Below are 23,463 nucleotides of genomic sequence, written 5' to 3'. Positions count from 1 at the left end.
CGTCGCAATTCTTGTTTTGTATAATTGAATAATATATAAAATTGTATTCATAAATTGAATGGAGATTATTAGAAATGGACTTAAAAGAGTTAAAAGCATTTCAAGCCATCATTCAGGAAGGGACATTCTCAAAAGCCGCTCAAAAATTGAATTATGCACAGTCAACCATAACGAATCAGATTAAACGATTAGAAAAGGAGTTAGGATTTCAATTGTTTGTAAGAGGATGGGAGGCTGAATTAACCCCTTCAGGACAATTGTTTGCCAAAGAGATTGATCAGCTGATTCTCCATTGGCATTTTGTATTAGAGCAATCACAAAAACTCCAAAAAGAAGAAATCGGAACCTTGAATATAGGCGTCATAGAACCAATTGCTGCCTCTATTCTTCCTTCCGTCCTTCAAACATTCAGGAGCCAAAAACCAAATATCACATGCCACTTTATCATCGGTAATACAGATTTCCTTCACAAGCAGCTGCTCAAGGGTGAGATTGATTTTGCCATTGCAGGGGAACCAGTGATGAATACACTTCCGTTTGAGGAGTTGTACAAGGAGGAAATGTCTTTTATTATCGCAAAACAGCAGGCAGATCAATTTGGACCGATTTCATTGATCAAGGATCTTTATGAACAGCCTTTGATTATTGGCGGGGAAAGTTGTTTATATCACATGAAATTACAAAAGGAACTCTCCAGAATAAATGTGGAGCCGTTCACTTACACCATCAGCCAGATTTCAGCAATTCCATCATTTCTAAAGAAATTCCCCTCTGTCGGAGTTGTCCTTTCCTCTACCGCATTGTCAGACGAATTTGTGAAAGTTCCAATTGAAATGGAGGACCCTTTTATCCCAATAGGAATCTTAACTCATAAAGAACCCCATCTCTCTTTGGAAAAGACCAAGCAGCTGATGCTTGATCTATTTCGTCAAGAAGTGGAGCAATTCACATGCTCGTAATCTCGTATCAAAAACAAAAAACCTAGATTTCATACATCTAGGTTTTTCAATCTTTCAAGCCATTTTAAGATGGCTCCACTTTTAAAAGAACCCAATATGGCACCCTCGCAAAACCGCTCAGCTCTCACCACTCCCATGATGAGTGCAAGTACACACTGCACATTTAAATTTGAAATGTCCAGATTCTCAATATCGTTCAATTCACCTTCAATGCCATTTTCTTTGAGGATTTCTCTGTAGCGGGTAAGCTCCAGCTCTTGATGTTGTTCTGCAAAGGTATAGACATTTTTGATAAAGCGTTGGACCGTTTCGGAATAATTCACAAAAGGCATCTGGATTGGGCGTTCAGCTGTTCCATCATTTTCTTGATCGATCACCCATTCTCCGATATGGTCCTCGTGAAGCATCGGTATGTATTTTGTTAAACTCTCGAATTGGCTCATCGTTATCCTCCTCTATTCATTCATATGGTTTACTCTGATCGACACCTATGGAACAGTATATAAAAAAATCCGTGATCATCCTACCAGCTAGACACCAGTATTCAAATCACGGACAGTTTTATTTACTTCACTTTTTTACACTCTAGCCATTGATACAACGGTCTCGACATGCGCCGTATGCGGAAACATATCAACTGGCTGCATGTATTCGATTTTGTAGTCTTTTGACATGTATTCAAGGTCTTTTGCTAGTGTAGATGGGTTGCAAGAGACGTAGACAAAGCGTTTTGGTTTGACTTGTTTGACGGTGTCTAAGAAGGTGCGCTCGCAGCCTGTTCTTGGCGGGTCGACGACGATGACGTCAGGACGGAAGCCTTCTTTGACCCATTTTGGCAGCCAATGTTCAGCTGTTCCTGTCACATAGGTCGCGTTTTTCATGCCGTGTTTTTTGGCATTTTTCTTAGCATCATCAATCGATTCTTTGATGACATCCATTCCTCGTACTTCTTTGGCACCATCTGAAAGCCACATCCCAATGGTCCCAACGCCGCAATATGCATCGACAACCTTTTCTTTGCCAGTCAGCTTGGCCGCTTTTTTCGCTTCATCGTAAAGCTTTAGCGTCTGCTTCGGATTCAATTGGAAGAAAGCACGTGCACTCAATTCAAAGGAGACGTCTCCCAAAAATTCTTGAATGACCATATTGCCAGCTAGGTGAGATGTCTTATGACCAAAGATGACCGACGTTTTTTCACCATTGATGTTGTGCATAATGGACGTCACTTCTGGCAGACGTTTTTGAATGGCTTCGGCGATTTCTTTTTTCTTTGGAAATTCAGGCTTTGATGTGACTAGAACGACCTGTACTTCACCTGTTTCAAAGCCGACACGCACAACAATTGAGCGTACGTCGCCTTTTCTTGTCCGTTCATTGTAGACCGATACGCCGAATTTCTCTAAAATTTTGCGGACAACGCCCGTTGTTTTGTTCGTTTTTGGATGCTGCACGATACATTCCTTGATCGGTACAAGCTTATGAGAATTCAGTCCGTAAAGCCCTGCAATGATGTCTCCGCTGTGAGAACGACCTACTTGGAACTGACTTTTGTTTCGGTAATGCCACGGATCTTCCATACCGATCGTTGGCCTGATATCAAGCTTTTCAACCGATAGCTTTGTATGACGCTCCATTGATTGAATGACAATATCACGCTTTTCATTTAGCTGCTGCTCGTACGCCAAATGCTGAAGCTGACAGCCGCCGCACTGCTCATATACTGGGCATGGCGGTTTGACTCGATGCTCAGAGCGCTTTCGCACTTTCCTGACCGTACCTTCTGAAAATTTTGCTTGGACATTCGTGGCTTCAACCACCACTTCTTCACCTGGTAACGCGCCTGGGACAAAGACCACTTGTTTTTTAAAATAACCGACCCCTTCCCCATTAATGCCAAGGCGTTTAATGGTAAGCGGGAACTGCTGTCCCTTTTGTAAAAGGGCACCTTGCTGTTTTTCTTTCACTTCATTCTCTCCGTTCTATTTGAAACCTTGATAGGTTGTCTTCATTTTATTCCATCTCATTAGTATATCACGTCTTAGACAAAGAGAGAAAATTCCTTTCCGTTATTTATCTGCCTCAATACTTCTCCATAAATATAAAGAAGCGTAGCTTAAATATGGTATCCATTCCTTGCTTAGCGCTGTCATCTCTTCTTTTGTCGGTTTTTCAGGCAGGTCGAAGTGCCGTTTGATTGCGTTTTGAATGCCGATATCTGCCATCGGAAAAAGATTTGGTCTTCCAAGCCCATTCATGAGCACATTTTGAACCGTCCAAGGTCCAATCCCTCTAATCGGAAGCAATCGCTCTTCTACCTCCAGATCAGATAAATCGTGTAAGTCCTCCAAACAAAGTGAGCCGCTCACAATTCGTTTCGATACATCGATGACATATTCTGCTTTTCGCTGACTAAATTGAAGCTTTCTCAAATCCTCTGTTTCAAGAGAAGCAATGGTTTCTGGTAAAGGATCAAACCATACACCTTCTATTTGCTCGCCGTACGTATGGACAAATCGTTTCGTGAGCTCGTAAGCAAACGAAAGATTAAGCTGCTGATGAATGATGCATTTCATTAAACAATGATATAAATGAAAATCCAGCATGAGCGGCGTTCCGATATGCTGCTCAAAAATGGGCGCTAGATTGGTTTGAGAAAAATGGTCTTGAATCATGTGTAATTGATGCTCCATGCCAAATATCCGTTTCACCTCAGAAAGAAGGGGTTCCTCTGGGCCGTTTGCTCGCACCCGGAACAGAGGCGCATCTTTTGTTCCAGTAGCTTGAACGATGACCACGTACGGTTTTTTCTCTAATCTGATCGGCACTTTTATTTCTCTTTGACTCAAATCGACTGCTTTTAATGGATCACTTGATAAGCGTCTAAGCACTTGATCGAAATGATACGGCGGCTCTACCACCAACTGTTTTTCCCACATACATGTCCTCTTCCTTTCTGCAAACATACGCAGATGTGATTGTTTCATTTTGCATGAATGATTCTCTAGATTGAATACTTTTAAACATAAAGAGTACAAGAATTTATCAGTTATATCTTCCTTATTTGAGGTCATTCTCCTTTTGGATAGACGAAAGTTTTTAGTCGAATTCAGCTAAAATTCGACAGCATCCTTCAACATTTTAGGCTCATTTTCCTTAAATTAGAAATAGAACCTCTGGGTGATATCTTCCATTCTGAAAACATTTGTATAATTATGACATATCAAGGAGGTGAACAAAGAAATTAGCGGATTAGGCAATCATTTGTTTTATCTTGCAGGAACATTTTTACCTCATTGATGACCGGCTTCACTTAGTTTCACATTTTACGAAAAAGAAGACCCAAAATTTAAAAACAAAGGAGATCCGACCAATGAAAAAAACAATTCTTTCTGTTGCCCTTGCCACTGCTGTTTCTTCGACACTACCAGTATTCGCTGACGCTGCTGAGCCAAAAACTTCAACACCTGTTTCTACTACACTTCAGCAAACTGTTTTAAACAAAGCTGCTGAAGGTAAAGCTTCAACAAATGCAACAAATGTAAACATTAACTTTGACGTACTTGGCATTGCAAATGCATTAATCAATGCTGCAAATGCTAACACAAATCGTGAAGGCTTTGTCAAAGGATTAATGGAGTCTGCTTTCTATGCTGCTGGCGCAAAATACAATGTCATGGTATTTAACTTAAGCCAAGGTTATGAGACTCGTTTCAACGGCGTCAAAACGTTTGCTACTGTGAAATATGGAAGCATTACGTACGGAGTCTGGGTATTTGAAAATGGATCTTTCACAAACAAAGGTGACGGCGGCTACATCAACTGGGCATTTAGAGGCTGGTTCGACCGTGATGGTGGTTTCGTCAACTTCCGTCGTCCTTAATTCTCGGTTTTATCCATCAATCATACACGCACATTGAACCGATCTCAAAAATGAGATCGGCTTTTTTTATGAAGAAAACGTATAAGTTCACCGGCGCTGCTTCATGATATAATGCAAGTCTGGAGGGGTGCACATGCTGAGAAAACTTGCAGTGACAAAAAACGGCGACTTGATTGAACATGCAACATTGCAGCAGCTTTCAAGCCCCGATATCGCCTGGTATTGGATTGATTTTCATGCACCAACGGAAAAGGAAGCAGCGCTTCTAAAGGAATATTTTCAGTTCCATCCGCTTGCGATTGAAGATTGCTTCCATTATTTACAGCGGCCGAAGCTTGATTTTTATGAGGGGTATTTATTTTTCGTGCTGCATGCCCTGAATCAAAAAACGCTTCGATCTGAGGAAGTCGATCTGTTTGTTGGTGAAAACTATATCGTGACCTTTCATTTGAAGGAAGCGCCGTACGTTGAACGTGTGATCCGAAAGCTCAAAGGCTCTAATAAAGCGAGAAACAGCGGACCTGAGCATATTGCCTACATGCTGATTGATGAGCTTGTTGATGATTATTTCCCTATTATTTATCAAATTGAAGACAGACTGAATGAAATTGAGGATGAAGAAGGGCATAAAACGTATGGCACGCTGATGAACGAAGTATTTGGGATTCGATCAGATTTGCTCAAACTGCGAAGAACGATTATCCCAATGAGGGACCTTTTATATCGTATTGTGAACACGAATATGATGAAAAGCGATCCAAACCGCCATGTGTATTTTAATGATATTTATGATCATCTTTTGAAGTTAACCGAGATCGTTGAGTCAAACCGTGATATGACAGCCGATTTACGAGACAGCTATCAGACGCTGAATTCCAACCGGATGAATGCGATCATGATGACATTGACCATTGTATCGACCATTTTTATTCCACTAACCTTTATTGTAGGGGTATACGGAATGAACTTTGACAACATGCCAGAATTACACTGGAAATACGGCTATTTTGGCGTGCTGATTTTCATGGGTCTCCTCGTCACGGGGATGCTTTTGTGGTTTAAACATAAAGGGTGGTTTAGGATTTTTAAATAGTACCCTGATAATTAAAAAGCCTGCAGGTTTTCTGCAGGCTTAATTCTATAGCTGAGGAAGATGCCATACTTTTTCAAGCATGAGATCGTCTAGACTTTTAAAGGAATATCCTTGTTTTTTCAGAGCGGTGATGGCATCATCCAGCGCTTCGGCATTGTCTCTTGAGACGGTATGAAGTAAGTAAATGGCACCTGGGTGTGCCTGCTTCATCATTTGATCGTATGCATACTGTTTTCCTTTTTGATGATGGATATGCCAGTCCACAAACGCCACTGACCAGAAAACGGTTTGGTAGCCGAGCTGTTTTGTTTCATTTAATACCCGTTCACTGAACACACCGCGCGGCGGACGAAGATAGAGGTTATCTTGTTTTCCTGTGATTTTGTACACAGCTTCATTGACACGGTCCAGTTCTTCTTTGATTTCTTTTGTACTCTTTGTTGTTAAATCAGGATGGTGATAAGAATGGTTGCCAATGATATGACCTTCCTCTGCCATACGTTTGACAAGCCCCGGCTGGTCTTTTACAAAGTGACCTGTCACAAAAAAGGTGCCTGGTACTTGATGTTTTTTCAGCACGTCTAAGATCTTGGGTGTGTACCCATTTTCATAGCCATTGTCGAAGGTAAAATAAATCTCTTTCTTTTTCGTGTTGCCTAAATAGAACGCATCATACTTTTTTAAGAGTGCCGTCAATTCTTTGCCCGCATCCGGCGGCCTGTGCTCTTTACTTTTCGCAAATCCCCAGTGGATGGGCTTGTTAGACACGGCTCCTGCTTCTGAGAGAGGCATGGAAACAAAAAGCGCACATAAACAGATCAGCATGTATTTTTTCATTTACGTCACTTCCCGGTTTTTCTTCTATTGTGCAGAATAAGACCGAGACTCATACACCGATTCACCTGCCAATTTAAAGAAAAAAGCCCGCATCGCGCGAGCTATTCTTCCTTCCAATCGGTTTTAAACCGTTCATATTTCGCTTCTAGGTCATCAATCATCTGGATCAGTCTGTCTATATCCTCAACGTCTGTTGATTCGGGATCTAATGAATCAATCACATTCATAAACATATCTAATCGGTTCTTTAAATAATCAACCTGCTGCTCTTTGCTGTCTGCTGCCTTACCCATCGATACACTCCCTTTAGCTTTTGTTTTTAGCTTATCTTTTTTTCCCTTGTAAATCAATTGCGTCCCCCTTGCGTATAACCGTGATGAGGCTTAAAATTAACTGTTGGCGGGTCCACGTTTGCCCGAATGAAAAGGAGATAGATACCATGAACCAAAAAACAGCACTTCGTCCGATCACACCTGCATACGACCCTTGGGAAGCCTATCTCGATGTGCAGGATTACGGAGAAATGAAGCTGACAAATATTGAATTTACGACAACAACGTTGTGTAACATGAGATGCGAGCATTGTGCGGTCGGCTATACCTTGCAGCCTAAAGACCCGAATGCACTGCCGCTTGATTTACTGCTTCGCCGTTTAGATGAAGTTCCGCTTCTGCGCTCCATCAGTATTACAGGCGGAGAGCCGATGCTTTCTCTTAAATCTGTACGGGAATATGTCGTTCCTTTATTAAAGTATGCCCATGAACGCGGTGTCCGTACACAAATCAATTCAAATTTAACCCTTGATTTGGCGCGATATGAAGAAATTATTCCATACTTAGATGTCCTTCACATTTCACATAACTGGGGCACTGTCGAAGAGTTTGCAACAGTCGGTTTTGCCATGATGGATCGAAAACCAACCTTTGAGCAGCGCGAGAAATTATTTAACCGCATGATTGAAAATAGTCAGGCACTTGTCAAAGCGGGCGTAACCGTATCCGCTGAAACCATGCTGAATAAGCGCACGCTTCCATATATCGAACACATCCATCGGCAAATCGTCGAGGAAATGAAATGTCAGCGCCACGAAGTTCACCCGATGTACCCAAGTGATTTCGCCAGCGCCCTTGAATCATTGACGCTTCCGCAAATGCGGGATGCGATTCATCAGCTGCTTGATATTCGTGATCAAAACACATGGATGCTGTTTGGCACCCTGCCATTTTATTCATGCAGTACAGATGAAGAAGACCAGCGTCTCCTCAACCGATTGCGCCAGGAGAAAAATGTCACGGTACGAAATGATCCTGATGGACGCTCACGGTTGAATGTGAATATTTTTGATGGGAATATTATTGTAACAGACTTTGGCGATACACCACCGCTTGGAAACATTGCAACTGATACATTGCAATCAGCCTATACACGCTGGATGGACACGAAATTAGCAAAAGAGCTGAATTGTCATTGCCCGAGCGTGCAGTGCCTCGGTCCGAATGTTCTAGTGAAAAATAGCTATTATCAAGATGTTGATTTTACTTCTCGTACAGCCAGGGGGTAACCGATAGATGGACGATACATTTCTGACAGTGGTCAAAAACAAATACATTGAAATTCTCCTTGTTGGACTCGTTCTTTGGCTTGCTGTCTTTATGATTAACAAAGCCCTTCAAATTTTCTTTAAACGAACTGAGTTTATAGAGGACAAAAAGAAGAAAACGATCGAGAGCTTGGTCAAATCGGTCACGCAGTACACCGCTTCGATTTGCTTTGTGCTCTATGTCATTTCTCTTTTCTTTCATGACTTTGGGAAAATTCTTGCGGGTGCTGGTGTTGCTGGGATCGTCATCGGTTTTGGCGCTCAGACGCTGATTCGTGATATTTTAGCAGGCGTTTTTATCATCTATGAACGCCAGATTCATAAAGGGGATTATGTGACAGTGAATAACCTCTTTAATGGAACCATTGAAGAGATTGGTCTCCGCTCTCTGCAAATTAGAGAATGGAGCGGCAAGCTGTTAACCATTTCTAACGGGGATATCCGTCAAATCCAAAACTATAACATGCACTACATGCGAATTACGGAATCTGTGTTAATTAGCGCGAATCAAAACCCAGATATCGCCTTTCAAGCACTTGAATCAGCATGTGACAATTTAAATCAAATGCATCATGAGTTTCTTAAAAAAGACGAATTTCAAAACGCCATTGAACCCTTTCAGGTTCATGGAATTATGGGCTTGAATAAGCTGAATCGTGGGATTGAAATCACAGTAAAGGGAATGGTCGAAGACGAAAAATACTTCGACGCTGCCCTCGCTGTGCGAAAAGAAATGATCAAGCAACTTCATCAGCATGATGTCAAATTGCTTGAGGATCTCGCTTATCCCCAGCCTGCAAAATAACCTCATTTATGATGGGGTTATTTTTTTATATACATGATGCCGGGCTGACTCGGGCTTGTGAGAAACATGGAACACTTGAACATTCGCTAACAATTCTCTTCAATTCAGCCCCTCTAACTTCTATCCTCTTGACTGATTCATGTATAATAGATAGCAGAATGATTTCATGCAGCATGGGGACCCTCATACTGTGTATTTTCTAAGTGAAAGAGAGTGAATAAGATGGGTCGTAAGTGGAACAACATTAAAGAAAAGAAAGCATCAAAGGATGCCAGCACAAGTCGTATTTACGCAAAATTCGGGCGTGAAATCTATGTGGCTGCCAAACAAGGTGAGCCAAACCCAGAATCAAACCAAGCACTTCGTTTTGTCCTAGAACGTGCAAAAACATATAGTGTCCCTAAACACATTGTGGACCGTGCCATTGAAAAAGCCAAAGGCGGTGCGGAAGAGAATTTCGATGAGCTGCGCTACGAAGGATTTGGTCCAAACGGATCAATGGTCATCGTTGACGCCCTCACCAATAATGTGAACCGTACAGCTTCAGATGTTCGAGCAGCATTTGGGAAAAACGGCGGAAACATGGGCGTAAGCGGCTCTGTTGCCTACATGTTTGACGAAACAGCTGTCATCGGTGTCGAAGGAAAAAGTGAAGAAGAAACGCTTGAGCTTTTAATGGAAGCAGACGTTGATGTACGTGACATCATGGAAGAAGATGAAACGGTGATTGTGTACGCTGAACCAGATCAATTCCATCAAGTACAAGAAGCATTCAAACAAGCCGGCGTAGAAGAATTCACTGTCGCTGAAATCACAATGCTTCCGCAAAACGAAGTGACATTATACGATGAATCGAAAGCACAATTTGAAAAGCTGATCGATGTATTAGAAGAGCTTGAAGACGTGCAGCAGGTTTATCATAATGTGGATTTAGGGGAATAAAAACTTAAGCCATAGTAGTCGTTAGGTTCATTCAACTTCTACTATGGCTTTTTTATTTCTCTGAAAAAATGTAATATATGGATAAGGTGTTAATGTCTACAATTTCCAAGGAGCTGAGTTTCATTTTTAAAACATGGTGGTTTTCTTATTATGGATTTATGATCATCCCTTATCTTGGCCTATGTTTCATTTTCAACAACTTAACGATATTCACTAAAGTGATCTTCTTTCTTTTTATCGTATGGTATTTATATAACGCCTTTGACTTTTACATGAATGAGCTAAAAAGAAAAAAAGAGAAACCCGATTAGCAAAAAAAACAGTCATCTCCCCTATTGATAAGAGGAGATGACTGTTTTAATTCATCCCTTGAAACCCAAACGTCAGGTGATCCTGAACAGGAATCCAAGCGCCGATTCCTTGTGAGGTCACGTTTTTTACGATGAGTTTTCGTTTATTTCCTTTTAGCACAAGGTACACTTCTCCGTATGTGACCTTTCCTTTTTCGTTAATCGCTGGTGCATAGGCATGTAGCGCTGCTGCTTTTTTCGGAGAGACGTGGTAGGACTGATCTCGTTTTGTTCCTGCACCAATCACGGTGTCAAAAGCGAGGGGCAGCTTTGTTTTTTGAATCGCTTTTTGCATCATCAATGTTTTCACATCTTCTGGGTTTGGCACTTTTGCTGTGAGGCCGCCGCTTACTTTCACTTGCTGCTTTTGAACGTATTTTCCAATGGCTGTTTTGTTGCCGCCTCTGTTATCAATGTGGTTCGTATTCACTTTTTTGTATTCCCAGTTGGCGACCGTTTCGTTTGAATCGTAGCTCAGCGCCCATCTCCCAAGGAAAATGGTCGCACGGTATCCAACAGCTAATGGCGTCCCTGAAATGCTGGATTCATTCAGCATTTTAATTAAATGAGTATTCTCAATCGGTACACTTGTTGTTTTGAACAATTCAGCAGTCAGCTCGCTCGGCTGGAGCAGCGGCTGATCCTGTGACGCGTTCGGATACGTATTCTCCTTCGAGATACTGGCGACAGAGGATGGCACTTTAAATGGCTTTGCCGCCTCCGCTGGAAAGCTGTATAGAAAACTTAAGGATAAGAGAACAACAAACATGATGCGGAGCATCTTTTTCATATCATCACTCTTTCTCATTCATTTTTCCATAGTATTTTCCGCAAAGGCGTCCCTTATCCACAAAAGATTATAAAAGGAAAAATCCAATCGCCATAATAAAATAGGCAGCAAGTAATGTGGCGCCTTCAAACCAGTTTGTATCACCATCATTTGATAAAATGACCGTGAGCAGCACAGAGGATGCCATCGCGATGAGTTCTGGCAAGGAGAAAATGAGCGGCATCTGCTTCTCAAAAAATAGCGAGCTGATGACAAGGATTGGCGCGACCATCATGGCAACTTGAAGCGTGGAGCCAAAGGCAATTTCCACTGCCACATCCATTTTGTTTTTATAAGCCATGATGACAGCTGAGGCATGTTCTGCGGCGTTGCCGACGATGGCTACAATAATGACACCGATAAACAGCTCACTCCAGCCAAACTGTTCTCCTACCGTATCAAATGTATGAACAAGGCGCTCTGAAATGTATGCAACTGCGATCGTCGCAAGCAGCAAAATCACAGTGGCAAACTTCCCAGACCATTCAGGTGTTTCTTCTTCCGTCTCTCCCTCACCTTCCATGCTCTCCTGCTTGGCAACATAGACACCGCGGTGGCTGACCAGTTTGAAATAGAGCGCCGCGACATAAAGCAAAATCATGACGATGCTGATCCCAATGCTTAAAACAAACTGCTTATTCTCTTCCATCTCCATCGAAAACACTTCTGGAACGACAAACGCTACAATAATGGCAAACATGAGCAAGCCGGAGTTATGCCTTGCATCATGGACATTGAACACTTGACGCTTATATTTTAATCCGCCAACGAAAAAAGACAGCCCCGCCACAAGCAGTAAATTTCCGATGACCGATCCTGTTAATGAAGCAAGTACGATGGCCGTCAGTCCTTGCTTTAAGGCAAAAAACGAAATGATTAACTCCACTGCATTTCCAAATGTGGCGTTTAAAAGTCCGCCAATTCTAGGTCCCGCAATGATAGCAAGACTTTCTGTGGCTCTTCCCATAAAACTAGCAAGACCAATAATGGCGATACAATAAACGGCAAACATGACGACCTGCGGGAAATGAAGAAAACTGCCAATCACCGATAACGGAACACCGATTGCGACAATCACAAGAAACAAACGATTCATACAGCCATTCTCCTTTACATATGTCTGACTGTTATTCTTTCGTGAGTACCGGCATCATATACATTTTAGATTCGCGCGTGTGAGAAGGTGATATCCATACTTCCTTTCACAGACTGCACCATAGAGCAATGCTTCAATGCAAGGGTGATCACTTTATCGATTTGTTCATCAGATGTCTTGATGTCTTCAAATAAGATATGTAAATGAATGCGGGAAATCTTGTTTACAGCTCCTGCCCTCGTTGTTTCAGGTGTGATCGTCAGCCCTTCATAGGATATTCGCTTTTTCCGGCATACATGAGTGAGCATTTCTCCAAAGCAGCCTGCAATGGCTGAGGTGAACAATTGAGATGGGCGATACCCCGTTTCTTCTTTTCCTGAAATAGGCAGCTGCCTGTCCTCAATATGTGCGATCCAATGATCCTTTTCGTATGTCAGCGTCATTCCTTTTCCACCTTTCTATTGAAACCCCTATGGTTCCATTGTACGATGAAAGCATGAACTTGTAAGGAGCATCTTATGTCGAGAATTCACTTTATGATTTTAATTTTACTTGTATCCGTATCTGGTTTTTCACAGGGTGCATTACTTCCTGTCATTTCAATTATTTTTGAACATGCCGGCACTTCTCCTACATTAAACGGGCTGCATGCCACAGGCTTATATCTCGGTGTACTGCTTGCGTCTCCTTTTATGGAAGCACCGCTTCGAAGGTTTGGATTTAAGCCGTTAATCGTGATTGGCGGCGCTGCTGTCTTTTTAAGCTTATTTAGCTTTGTGTTTTTTGAATCTTATGTCGTCTGGTTCTTCCTCCGGCTTATGATCGGGATTGGTGACCATATGCTGCATTTCTCTACACAGACGTGGGTGACCTATGCTTCATCATCAAGAAATCGCGGACGAAATATTTCACTGTATGGATTATCGTTTGGACTCGGTTTTGCCGCCGGGCCTTTTTTAACGCCGCTCATTGAGATCAATCCAGCTTTGCCTTTTATTGTTTCTGGTGCCGTTAGTTTATGTATTTGGCTGCTTGTGTTTGTTTTAAAAAATACATATCCAGATACGGGCGAAGTGCAAACGTCAGAGCAGACAAACAGTTTGAAGCGCTTCAAAAAGGCCTTTCAATTTGGCTGGGTCGCCTTTATGATGCCATTTTGCTACGGATTTTTAGAAACGACGCTTAATAGTAACTTCCCTGTGTATGCACTCAGAAGCGGTGTGACAGTAGATGCAGTTGCGTTTATTTTACCTGCGTTTGCCATTGGGAGCATTGTCTTTCAGCTTCCTCTTGGGATGCTCAGCGACCGGTTTGGTAGACGACGCATCATTTTATGTGTCACACTCGCTGGATCATTCTTTTTCCTTTTGGCAGGGATTTTCATTCAATCCGTATTGGCTGTGGCCATCTGTTTCTTTATTGCTGGAATGGCTGTAGGCTCTACTTTCTCACTTGGCATCAGTTATATGACCGACTTATTGCCAAAGCATTTGCTTCCCGCCGGAAATTTGATGTGCGGGATGGCGTTTAGTGCGGGCAGTATTCTCGGGCCGGTACTCGGAGGATTCTTTGTCCAAACGTTTGAAGGAATGAATTTACTTTATCTTGTCAGCATCGTGATATTATTTGTGTTTTGCTGCGTTCGATTTGGAAGAACGATGGCGGTGGTGGAAAGTCACTAAAATGGAGGGTCAATCGTTGTTTACATATCACATCACAAATGAGTTAACTTTGGCATCTCTACAATTAGATGATGCGGACATACTATTTAGCCTTATTCAAAAGAATAAAGCCCATTTAGGAGAGTGGCTCCCTTGGGTTCATCACTGCAAAAACATAGAAGCGATCAAAACGTTTATTCAATCAACTCAAACCACTTACGATGAACAAAAAGGGTTGGAAGCTGGCATTCAGCTGAACGAGCAATTAATCGGTGTGTTCCGGCTGACATTTGATCAACAATTAGGCAATATCGGTTATTGGATTGATGAAGATGCGCAAGGACAGGGAATTGTGACAACCATCGTGAAATATATGACAGATACCTTTGCTCCTAAAGTCAATGGATTTGAAATTTTTTGCCCTGTTGGCCATGTCAGAAGTGAACGTGTAGCGATAAACGCAGGGTTTCAGCATGATCCTCATTACCAGTCAAAACCTGATACAGCTTTTATCCTTAAGCGATATATACGATTGTCGAAATAAAAACTCCCCTGCACCTATGCAGAGGAGTTTTTTCATTTAATGATAACCATTTTGCCCGTTCGCACTGCCGCTTGTTTTGTGCTTTGGCTGATGGCCTTTGTTTTGTTTCGTATTGCTTCCGCCTTTTTTCGATTGTTTGGACATATGTGATTCCCCCATCCATCAAGATTGAACTTGTTCGTTCTTCTTTAGGATGCCCGAATTTCTTCATACCTTGCCTGGTACGATTTTACGCTTATGTAAAAGCGCATTGAGCTCGCCGCCAAGGATAATCATGATGCCGGTTAAATAAAACCAAATCATCAAAATAATGATTCCCCCAATACTTCCGTACATTGCGCTGTAATTAGCAAACTCGCCTACGTAAAATGAGAACAGCATACTCACCAAGATCCATCCAATCGATGCAAAAATGGCGCCCGGCAGAACAAATTTCAATTTCAGCCTGATGTTTGGAGCGAAATAGTACAAGGCTGTAAACACAATCAATAAAATCAGCGGGCTAATGATCCACCTCATAGCCGTCCAAATGGTGAGAAAGGCATCAGACTGCCCGACTAATTTAGCGAGAAATAAGCCAAGTTCTTTTCCAAAGACAGGCAGCATTAAGGCAAAAATAATGGTAAGAACCATTGCGATGGTTAAGATGATGGATGTTAAACGTACGAGAACGAAGGAACGATTTTCCTCAACTTCGTAAGCATGGTTAAATGCTCTGACGACGGCATTAATCCCGTTAGATGCAGACCAAAGGGCGGCAATAATCCCGAATGACAGCAATCCGCCGTTACGGCTGTTCAGTGTCTCTTCGGCGATGGATTCAATCATCGAAAGCGCTCCTTCTGGCGCATAACCAGAGATGACGCTTAGAACATCCTTCGACGTCAGCGGCAAATATCCAACGAGTGTCAGCACGAAGATGAGAAACGGAAATAATGAAAGCAAAAAGAAGTAAGCAAGCTCAGCAGATTTTGCCGGTCCTTCATGCAGCAAAAAGCGTCCAATTAACGCTTTAACAAAACCCATACGCCTCATCTCCAATGATCAATCTTTCTATTTCGTTCGAAAGTGATCTTTTGTTTCTTCAATAATCTCTAATACTTTTGGGGTTGTTTCCTTTAACTGATTGACTTGTTCATTTAAAAATGACAAGTCATCTGAGACTGTTCGCATCAGCTGCTTCGTTTCTTCCATTTTTTCTTTCACGCAAGCAGAAATTCTGGCTGGCTCCTGACGGTATTCCGCCAGCTTTTCCTGACAGTCATCCCATTTGTCTTTGAGCGCGATTCTCGTTGGCCGATGAAATAATGTCAGCAGTGCGCCGCAAGCTGCTCCTATCACAGCTCCTCGAAGCATGATTTGATTTTTCTCTTCCATCTCATCTGATCTCCTTTCAGTTAAAGGTGTTTCTCTTTCTTTACATACGTCAAAAAACGATCAATTCCTGTTTCAATTAAATCATGTACTTCCTCGAAGTTTCCAGTGTAATAAGGGTCTGGCACATCATCTCGATCATCGTCTTCAACAAAGTCAAGAAGACGGCCAATAAAGTGATGTTTCCCATAGCCGGCTATACTGCGAAGTGCCCCTACATTTTCAGCGTCCATCGCAATGATATAGTCGTATGCTGTGATGTCCTCATCCATGATTTGTCTTGCGGACATCCCTTCATAGCTGATCCCTTTTTCATCAAGCAACTTTCGTGTTCCTTCATGCGGTGGACTTCCTTGATGCCAGCCGCCAATGCCTGCTGAATCAATGACAAAGTGCTCGCTTAGTCCTTCATCTTCCACTCGTTTTCTGAACATGGCCTCTGCCATCGGTGATCTGCAAATATTGCCAAGACATACGAATAATACATGAATCATCCTTCATTCTCCTCCTATCTTTTCCCTAAGAGCTGCTTTCGAAAACCTTTTCTCTATCATATCAAGCCCTTTTTCTTTTGAAAACTTTGCAAGAAAAACTCCCATCGGCATTGACACATTATACAAAAAAAGGTGACACTTTAGGAGAAATAAACAAATAAAGGGGGATACATATGGGATGGGTAGAACAGATTGTCAGCAATATCAATGATGTATTATGGGGACCGCCGCTTTTGTTTTTGATCGTGGGGACAGGGATTTACCTTACCTTTCGCGTGCTCTTCATTCAAATTAGGCTGCTCCCCTATTCACTCAAGCTGGCATTTTCAAAGCAAGACAAGACATCAGAAGGTGATATTTCTCACTTCCAAGCATTAATGACAGCTCTTGCTGCAACGGTTGGAACGGGAAATATTGTAGGGGTCGCCTCTGCTGTCATTGCAGGCGGACCAGGCGCTGTGTTTTGGATGTGGTTTGCAGCTTTCTTTGGAATGGCGACTAAATATGCTGAAGCTGTTCTCGCAGTGAAATACCGTGTCAAGAATGAAAAAGGTGAAATGTCCGGCGGGCCGATGTACTATTTGGAGCATGGCTTGAAGCAAAAATGGCTAGGGGTATTGTTTGCTATTTTTGGCGCCACGGCTGCCTTTGGGATTGGGAATCTCGTGCAGTCAAACTCGATTTCTGGTGTCATGAATTCAACCTTTCAGATTCCAACATGGATCACCGGCATTATTATTACGGTATTTACTGCCCTCGTGATTTTAGGCGGGATTAAAAGCATTGGCCGTGTGACGGCTATTTTTGTACCGGTTATGGCTTTATTCTACGTCATTTGCGGACTGATCATTCTTGTCATGAATGCGGATCTTGTCCCAAGTGCAGTCGGGCTCATTTTTACGGATGCATTTACAGGTCAAGCCGTTGCAGGCGGTGCGATCGGTACCGTAATCCGCTGGGGTGTGGCGAGAGGGGTATTTTCCAATGAAGCGGGTCTTGGTTCTGCACCAATCGCTGCAGCTGCTGCCAAAACAGATATGCCTGCTCGTCAAGCGCTTGTGTCAATGACGCAAGTATTCATTGATACGATGATTGTTTGTTCCATTACAGGGATCACAATTGTCATGGCCGATATGTACGTCACAGAAAAAAGTGATGCACTCACCTCGTTATCCTTTGCTCATTTCCTCGGACCAACGGGCTCAATCATTGTTGCAATCGGCTTACTTTTATTCGCCTATTCCACCATTATTGGCTGGTCCTATTATGGCGAAAAATGCTTTACATATTTGGCGAAAGATTCGTATGTGATGTATTATCGTGTTGTGTTTGTTATTGCTGTCTTTTTCGGTGCCGTGTTTAAGAATGATTTCGTCTGGGGCGTAGCGGATATGCTAAATGGACTGATGGCTGTTCCTAACTTAATCGGCCTCATCGGTTTATCAGGAGTTGTCGTGTTTGAATCTAAACGAATCATTGATAAGATCAAGCAGGAGAAAAAGGAGAAAAACATCTCGGTGTCGTCTTAATAGCCCTTTTATTCTTTTGCATTTCTGTTAAAATAGACATATTATTCAACACATATGCAGGAAAGGACGTGCCGCCCTTGTCAGAGCAAAAAGCGGCTGAAGTCAATCAGCTGATTGAAGACATTTCGCAAAAGTTAAATATGCTGAACATTGGAGTCATCAAAGCCGAGGACTTCAGTCCAGACAAGTACGAAGATATTGAATTTCTACACCAAATGGTGATGAAAAAATCTTCATTCAGCCCAAGTGAAATGCAAGCCATCGCAAGCGAGCTAAAAAGCTTAAGAAAATAATCACTGGATTGCGGTTTACGCCGCTTTCTTACATTCATGCACAGAAAAAGCCAGCACCCCTCAAGGTGCTGGCTTTGTTTATCCTGTCAAAACTGCTTATTTTGCGAGCAGTTTTAATGATTCACGGTTAAATGCTGGAATGTCATCAGGTGTACGGCTTGTCACAAGCTGATCCTGACAAACAACAACTTCTTCATCTTTGAATTTTGCGCCTGCGTTTTCCATATCTACTTGAATGGATGTATAGCCAGTCGCGCCTCTGCCTTCCAGCGTCTTCGCTGTAATGAGCAATTGCGGTCCGTGACAAATCGCAAAGACTGGTTTTTTCTCGTCCATAAATGCTCTTGTGAATTGGACATAGCGATCATCTGCACGCAGAATGTCTGGTGAGAACCCGCCAGGAATCAGCAGTGCATCGAAGTCTTCAGGCTTCACGTTATCAATGGACGCATCCACCCTCACTTCTGCTTCTCCTTGCTTCCCTTTCACTGTTTTTCCTTTTTCGTTTTCAATCACTGTGATCTCATGGCCTGCATCTTTAAAGGCTTTTGCAGGCTCGGTGAATTCAACATCCTCAAAGTAATCTGTTAATACAACTGCAATTTTCTTACCCATGTAGAAACCCTCCTGCTTGATTATCGTTTACACTACACACTATACCCGGGTACATTGAAATCAAACATCCTATCCCGATCAGAAAACCCCTTATGATAAAAATAAGCATTTAGACTTATTTATATTTCCTCAACAAGGTAATTCGTATGATTTATGTTATCTTTACAATAATCTGCAAAAAATAACTACAAAAGTTAACGAAACATTTCTACAATAGGTATTGTGGTCAAAAAAATTTGAAAGGCGGAGATCAGGTGAAGAAGCAAGCACATAGGTCTAAACGAAGGAAAAACCTGTCTATTCTGCTCACTTCCATTATGATGATTAGTCTCATTCTCCCAGCAGTACCTACTCATGCAGCAATAGAAAATGGCGATGCCGTAAAAGTCAGCATCTTAGCCACAACGGATGTTCATGCGAACATGATGAATTATGATTATTACAGCGACAAAGAAACAAATGAGTTTGGCTTAGCAAAAACAGCCGAGTTGATTGAAAAGCACCGGTCACAAAATCCAAATACACTCCTTGTTGATAACGGAGACCTGATTCAAGGAACCCCTCTTGGAGAATACGTTTACAAAAATGAGAAAGACAGTATCATCAATCAAACAAAGGTTCACCCCATTATTCATACACTCAACAAACTAAAATACGATGCAGGAACACTTGGCAATCATGAATTTAACTACGGATTATCATTCCTTGATGGTACCATTGCCGGCGCTAACTTCCCGATTGTCAATGCGAACGTTAAAAAGTTAAATGGAGAACACCGTTTTACGCCTTATGTGATCCAAGAAAAAACATTTAAAGATGCAAACGGAGCTTCACAAACTGTGAAAGTCGGTTACATAGGATTCGTTCCACCACAAATTATGACGTGGGATAAGAAGAATTTAGATGGACAAGTTCAAGTGCAGGATATCGTCGAATCTGCCAATGAAACCATCCCTGAAATGAAGGAAAAAGGGGCAGATATCATCGTCGCTCTTGCCCATACAGGAATTGAAAAAACCGCTTCGCCTAAAGGATCAGAAAATATGATCTTTGACCTTGCCACGAAAACGAAAGGCATCGATGCGATCGTGTCCGGCCACCAGCACGGCACATTCCCAAGCGCAGAATATAGCGGCGTCGACAAATTCGATGTCTCAAAAGGAACGATCAACGGCATTCCAGTCGTCATGTCAAAAAACTGGGGAAGCTACCTCGGAGTCATTGATTTAACATTAGAGCCTGACGGCAGCAAATGGAAGGTCACAGACGGAACAGGAAAGATTGAATCTGTTGCAGGAGTCACCTCTCAAAACAGCACTGTGAAAGATGCCATTCAAACGACGCATCAAAACACACTTGATTATGTGAGAAAACCTGTCGGTAAAACAGAAGCAGACATTAACAGCTTTTTTGCTCAAGTGATGGATGACCCTTCTATTCAAATTGTGACAGATGCACAAAAATGGTATGCACAAGAAAAAATGAAGGACACGTCATACAAAAACTTACCGATTTTATCTGCAGGCGCTCCGTTTAAAGCCGGCGGCCGAAACGGTGTGAATTATTATACGAATATCGCAAAAGGAGATTTAGCGATTAAAAACATCGGCGATCTCTACCTTTACGATAACACCGTGCAGATTGTTAAACTGAGAGGCAGTGAAGTGAAAGACTGGCTCGAGATGTCTGCCGGACAATTTAATCAGATCAAACCAAACGATTCAAATGAACAGCCTATTTTAAACGAAGAATACCGCTCGTATAACTTTGATGTGATCGATGGTGTCACCTATCAAGTCGATGTGACGCAGCCTGCTAAGTACAGCACAACAGGCACTCTTGTCAATGCGAATGCAAACCGCATCAAAAACCTGTCCTACAACGGGAAACCAGTCTCTGACAATCAAGAATTTTTAGTCGTAACGAACAACTATAGAGCTTCTGGCGGCGGTGGCTTCCCGCATCTAACGCAAGATAAAGTGGTGCTTGCCTCAGCAGATGAGAACCGCCAAGTGCTGATGGATTATATTATCGAACAAAAGACCATCAACCCAAGTGCGGATCAAAACTGGTCCATTGCACCAGTCAAGGGCGCAACAGTCACATTCGAATCTTCTCTTTTGGCTAAGCCGTTTGCTGAAAAATCAAGCAGCGTAGACTTTGTTCGTAACGCCAGCACAGATGGTCTTGGTGTGTACAAGCTAGCCTTTAAAGAGGATGGCACAACAGAACCGCCTTCATCAGACAATTGGAATTTAACGGTGATGCATACAAACGATACACACGCCCACCTTGATGATGCGGCAAGACGTGCAACAAAGATTAAAGAAGTTCGAGCCGAAAGCAAGAACAACATTTTATTAGATGCTGGAGATGTCTTCTCTGGTGACCTATATTTTACAAAATGGCAAGGACTTGCCGACCTAAAACTGATGAACTTAATGAAATATGATGCCATGACGTTTGGTAATCATGAATTTGACAAAGGTCCTTCTGTTCTTCGTCAATTCCTGACGGGCGATGCTTCAGATGTAGATGCGAAAAATCGTCACCAATTTGAAAAGCCTGCATTCCCGATTGTGTCAGCAAACGTTGATGTCTCTAAGGAAAAACAATTGAGCGGCTTAGTGAAAAAGCCAGCCACATTTAAAGCTGGTGAGAAAAAAGAAGCTGGGATTTACCCATACATCCTGCTTGATGTAAACGGTGAGAAGGTTGCTGTATTCGGCTTAACAACTGAAGACACCGCCATTACATCCAGCAGCGGTCCTAACATTCAATTCAAGGATGCATACAAGAAAGCAAAAGAAACAGTCAACACCATTCAAACAAAAGAAAAAATCAACAAAATCATTGCTTTAACACACATTGGCTATAACCGTGACCTTGAGCTTGCTCAAAAAGTAGACGGGATTGATTTAATCATTGGCGGTCACACGCACACCCTTGTTGAAAAATTAAAGGTCGTCAATAAGAAAGAACCAACGATTGTCGCACAGGTGAAGGACTACGGACAATTCTTAGGAAAAGTAGACGTGGCCTTTAATCAAAAAGGAGTCGTACAGCCAAAGGCATCTTCTTTTGACCTCATCACCATCGATGACTCTGTCAAAGAAGATGCCGATGCAAAAGCAATCCTTGATCAGTACAAGGCAGATATTCAAGATTTAAAAACGGAAAAAGTCGGGTCTACCGATGTCCTCTTAGACGGACAACGAGAGCACGTCCGTGCGAAGGAAACGAACCTTGGGAACTTTATTGCTGACGGTATGCTGAAGAAAGCACAAGAATCTGCTGGTGCTGATCTTGCCATCACCAACGGCGGCGGTATTCGAGGCAGCATTGAAAAAGGAGATATCACTTTAGGTGACATATTAACGGTCATGCCATTTGGAAACACACTATATGTCGCAGATCTAAAAGGCAGCCAGATTAAGAAAGCACTCGAACAAGGACTTTCAGGCATTGAGGAAGGCGGCGGCGCATTCCCTCATGTAGCCGGCATTGAATATACGTTTACACTGAGTAAACCAGCTGGCAGCAGGCTCATTGATGTCAAACTGAAAGACCAAAACGGCAAACTAACAGACATTGATGATAAGAAAACATACCGCGTGGCAACAAACGCATTTGTCGGTACAGGCGGCGATGGCTATAGCGTCTTTACAGAAGCTTCTCACGGCGAAGACTTAGGCTATGTTGACTATGAAATCTTCAAAGAGCAAATTGAACAGGCTGACGGCGGGCATATTTCTCCTGTCATCGATCATCGAGTGAAAGAAGTGTTCCTTCCGCGTGCGAAAGGAAAAGGCGCTTATGATATTCAAGATGATGAGAAATTCCAAACGTATGTGCAGCATACAAACAAAGCATTGCTCTATTTAGACAAAGCGAGCGAAGCGAAAAACGTTCAATTGTCACTATCAAAAGCGCAGGTAGCCGAGCTGAAGAAAAGAGAGCAAGATCCAAACGTCACCATCTATCATGATAAAGTGGGACTCACATTACCGCTCTCTAACTTGTCCGAGAAAAGCGCAGATATATGGATGACAAAGACGGATAAGGTGGAAAATGCATTAACGGATACGTATGATTTCCAAATCAAACAAGATCAGAAAAAGGTTTCTACCTTTAAAGATCCTGTCACACTATCCTTTACATTAGATGAGCCTCAAAAGGCGAAGAAACCTGGTATATACTATGTAGACCGCAAGAAAAACCGTTATGCCAAAACAAGTAACGGATCGTTCGAAAATGGGGTCGTATCAGGTCAAACTGAGCATTTCAGCGAATATACCGTACTCAACCAAAGCGGGGCAGCTGGAACAACGCCGGATCAAACTGGCGGAGACGGCGGAACTTCAGCGCCAGGCGGAGGTACAGATACAGATCCAAGCCAAGATGGAACCGGACTCCCAGGCGGCACACTGCCAAATACAGCAACGATGATGTATACAGCTGTATTGATTGGCGTACTCATGCTTGCCTCAGGCGGTATCCTATATTACTACCAGCGCAAGCGTACAAGAAAAAATGTTTCATCCTAAAAAAAAAGGACAGAG

23 protein-coding genes are annotated in these 23,463 nt (G+C 42.4%); 11 read left to right on the top strand and 12 right to left on the bottom strand.

The annotated features are described in order from the left end of the window. Positions 1–74: 74 nt before the first annotated feature. Positions 75–959 (top strand): LysR family transcriptional regulator, encoded by an 885-nt coding sequence (locus ACLGGR_RS17750; RefSeq protein WP_410973607.1) that lies wholly within the window; start codon positions 75–77, stop codon positions 957–959. 29 nt (positions 960–988) lie between these two features. Here the strand turns inward: ACLGGR_RS17750 and ACLGGR_RS17745 are convergent, their stop codons facing one another. The 3 genes from ACLGGR_RS17745 to ACLGGR_RS17735 form a co-directional block, all read right to left on the bottom strand. After that, positions 989–1,402: a DUF6508 domain-containing protein gene (locus ACLGGR_RS17745; protein ID WP_410973606.1), complete on the bottom strand. Its 414-nt coding sequence runs from the start codon at positions 1,400–1,402 to the stop codon at positions 989–991. Positions 1,403–1,537: 135 nt separating this feature from the next. Then, positions 1,538–2,923 (bottom strand): 23S rRNA (uracil(1939)-C(5))-methyltransferase RlmD, encoded by a 1,386-nt coding sequence (gene rlmD, locus ACLGGR_RS17740; protein WP_410973605.1) that lies wholly within the window; start codon positions 2,921–2,923, stop codon positions 1,538–1,540. 102 nt (positions 2,924–3,025) lie between these two features. Next, a complete protein-coding gene (locus ACLGGR_RS17735; RefSeq protein ID WP_410973604.1) occupies positions 3,026–3,895 on the bottom strand; it encodes a DNA-3-methyladenine glycosylase family protein in 870 nt (289 codons plus the stop codon). A 434-nt stretch (positions 3,896–4,329) separates the two neighbouring features. Here ACLGGR_RS17735 and ACLGGR_RS17730 point away from each other — a divergent pair, with 434 nt between their 5' ends. Then, positions 4,330–4,839: a stress protein gene (locus ACLGGR_RS17730; protein WP_410973603.1), complete on the top strand. Its 510-nt coding sequence runs from the start codon at positions 4,330–4,332 to the stop codon at positions 4,837–4,839. A 133-nt stretch (positions 4,840–4,972) separates the two neighbouring features. Then, on the top strand, positions 4,973–5,932 hold the full coding sequence (corA, locus tag ACLGGR_RS17725; RefSeq protein ID WP_410973602.1) for a magnesium/cobalt transporter CorA: 960 nt from the start codon (positions 4,973–4,975) through the stop codon (positions 5,930–5,932). 45 nt (positions 5,933–5,977) lie between these two features. Here corA and pdaA read toward each other — a convergent pair whose 3' ends face one another. Further along, on the bottom strand, positions 5,978–6,769 hold the full coding sequence (pdaA, locus tag ACLGGR_RS17720; RefSeq protein WP_340867753.1) for a delta-lactam-biosynthetic de-N-acetylase: 792 nt from the start codon (positions 6,767–6,769) through the stop codon (positions 5,978–5,980). A gap of 101 nt (positions 6,770–6,870) precedes the next feature. Then, a complete protein-coding gene (locus ACLGGR_RS17715) occupies positions 6,871–7,062 on the bottom strand; it encodes an SE1561 family protein (RefSeq protein WP_003218031.1) in 192 nt (63 codons plus the stop codon). Positions 7,063–7,208: 146 nt separating this feature from the next. On the opposite strand from ACLGGR_RS17715, the gene yfkAB reads away from it, so the two are divergent. The 3 genes from yfkAB to ACLGGR_RS17700 all read left to right on the top strand — a co-directional run bounded on the left by yfkAB (position 7,209) and on the right by ACLGGR_RS17700 (position 10,116). Further along, positions 7,209–8,330, top strand: a complete 1,122-nt coding sequence (gene yfkAB / locus ACLGGR_RS17710) for a radical SAM/CxCxxxxC motif protein YfkAB (RefSeq protein ID WP_251217084.1) — start codon at positions 7,209–7,211, stop codon at positions 8,328–8,330. A gap of 7 nt (positions 8,331–8,337) precedes the next feature. Beyond that, entirely contained in the window at positions 8,338–9,174 is an 837-nt protein-coding gene (locus ACLGGR_RS17705) for a mechanosensitive ion channel family protein (RefSeq protein ID WP_410973601.1), read from the top strand. A 222-nt stretch (positions 9,175–9,396) separates the two neighbouring features. Beyond that, positions 9,397–10,116: a YebC/PmpR family DNA-binding transcriptional regulator gene (locus ACLGGR_RS17700; protein ID WP_410973600.1), complete on the top strand. Its 720-nt coding sequence runs from the start codon at positions 9,397–9,399 to the stop codon at positions 10,114–10,116. 357 nt (positions 10,117–10,473) lie between these two features. On the opposite strand, the gene ACLGGR_RS17695 is transcribed toward ACLGGR_RS17700, so the two are convergent. From ACLGGR_RS17695 to ACLGGR_RS17685, 3 genes are all read right to left on the bottom strand, one after another. Next, positions 10,474–11,256 (bottom strand): YfkD family protein, encoded by a 783-nt coding sequence (locus ACLGGR_RS17695; RefSeq protein WP_410973599.1) that lies wholly within the window; start codon positions 11,254–11,256, stop codon positions 10,474–10,476. Positions 11,257–11,323: 67 nt separating this feature from the next. Continuing rightward, a complete protein-coding gene (cax, locus tag ACLGGR_RS17690) occupies positions 11,324–12,391 on the bottom strand; it encodes a calcium/proton exchanger (protein WP_142946347.1) in 1,068 nt (355 codons plus the stop codon). Between the two features lie 65 nt (positions 12,392–12,456). Then, a complete protein-coding gene (locus tag ACLGGR_RS17685) occupies positions 12,457–12,834 on the bottom strand; it encodes an OsmC family protein (RefSeq protein WP_323649703.1) in 378 nt (125 codons plus the stop codon). A gap of 75 nt (positions 12,835–12,909) precedes the next feature. Between ACLGGR_RS17685 and ACLGGR_RS17680 the strand changes: the two genes are divergently transcribed. Both ACLGGR_RS17680 and ACLGGR_RS17675 read left to right on the top strand, forming a co-directional pair. Further along, a complete protein-coding gene (locus tag ACLGGR_RS17680) occupies positions 12,910–14,073 on the top strand; it encodes an MFS transporter (RefSeq protein ID WP_268464828.1) in 1,164 nt (387 codons plus the stop codon). A 16-nt stretch (positions 14,074–14,089) separates the two neighbouring features. Continuing rightward, positions 14,090–14,596 carry a GNAT family N-acetyltransferase gene (locus ACLGGR_RS17675; protein WP_410973598.1) on the top strand — a complete coding sequence of 169 codons (507 nt, stop codon included), beginning with the start codon at positions 14,090–14,092 and terminating at the stop codon, positions 14,594–14,596. A gap of 207 nt (positions 14,597–14,803) precedes the next feature. Here the strand turns inward: ACLGGR_RS17675 and ACLGGR_RS17670 are convergent, their stop codons facing one another. From ACLGGR_RS17670 to ACLGGR_RS17660, 3 genes are read right to left on the bottom strand one after another with little or no spacing between them, the layout of a single operon-like run. Next, complete coding sequence (locus ACLGGR_RS17670) at positions 14,804–15,622, bottom strand: YihY/virulence factor BrkB family protein (RefSeq protein ID WP_269773007.1); 819 nt, start codon at positions 15,620–15,622, stop codon at positions 14,804–14,806. A gap of 27 nt (positions 15,623–15,649) precedes the next feature. Continuing rightward, entirely contained in the window at positions 15,650–15,973 is a 324-nt protein-coding gene (locus ACLGGR_RS17665) for a YtxH domain-containing protein (protein WP_267587990.1), read from the bottom strand. A 20-nt stretch (positions 15,974–15,993) separates the two neighbouring features. Next, positions 15,994–16,464 carry a low molecular weight protein-tyrosine-phosphatase gene (locus tag ACLGGR_RS17660; RefSeq protein WP_048240118.1) on the bottom strand — a complete coding sequence of 157 codons (471 nt, stop codon included), beginning with the start codon at positions 16,462–16,464 and terminating at the stop codon, positions 15,994–15,996. A 173-nt stretch (positions 16,465–16,637) separates the two neighbouring features. On the opposite strand from ACLGGR_RS17660, the gene ACLGGR_RS17655 reads away from it, so the two are divergent. After that, positions 16,638–17,993: an alanine/glycine:cation symporter family protein gene (locus ACLGGR_RS17655; protein ID WP_251217077.1), complete on the top strand. Its 1,356-nt coding sequence runs from the start codon at positions 16,638–16,640 to the stop codon at positions 17,991–17,993. 77 nt (positions 17,994–18,070) lie between these two features. After that, positions 18,071–18,286: a DUF1128 domain-containing protein gene (locus ACLGGR_RS17650; protein WP_034323493.1), complete on the top strand. Its 216-nt coding sequence runs from the start codon at positions 18,071–18,073 to the stop codon at positions 18,284–18,286. Positions 18,287–18,382: 96 nt separating this feature from the next. Here the strand turns inward: ACLGGR_RS17650 and ACLGGR_RS17645 are convergent, their stop codons facing one another. After that, a complete protein-coding gene (locus ACLGGR_RS17645) occupies positions 18,383–18,901 on the bottom strand; it encodes a type 1 glutamine amidotransferase domain-containing protein (protein ID WP_024425275.1) in 519 nt (172 codons plus the stop codon). Positions 18,902–19,155: 254 nt separating this feature from the next. Between ACLGGR_RS17645 and ACLGGR_RS17640 the strand changes: the two genes are divergently transcribed. Continuing rightward, the gene (locus ACLGGR_RS17640) at positions 19,156–23,448 is read left to right on the top strand and encodes a multifunctional 2',3'-cyclic-nucleotide 2'-phosphodiesterase/3'-nucleotidase/5'-nucleotidase (protein ID WP_410973597.1); all 4,293 of its coding nucleotides are present in this window, start codon (positions 19,156–19,158) and stop codon (positions 23,446–23,448) included. The last annotated feature ends 15 nt before the right edge of the window (positions 23,449–23,463 follow it).

Source organism: Bacillus sp. BD48 (assembly GCF_046566805.1).
Classification (GTDB): Bacteria; Bacillota; Bacilli; order Bacillales; family Bacillaceae; genus Bacillus; species Bacillus safensis.
This window is presented reverse-complemented; position numbering and strand designations above follow the sequence as displayed.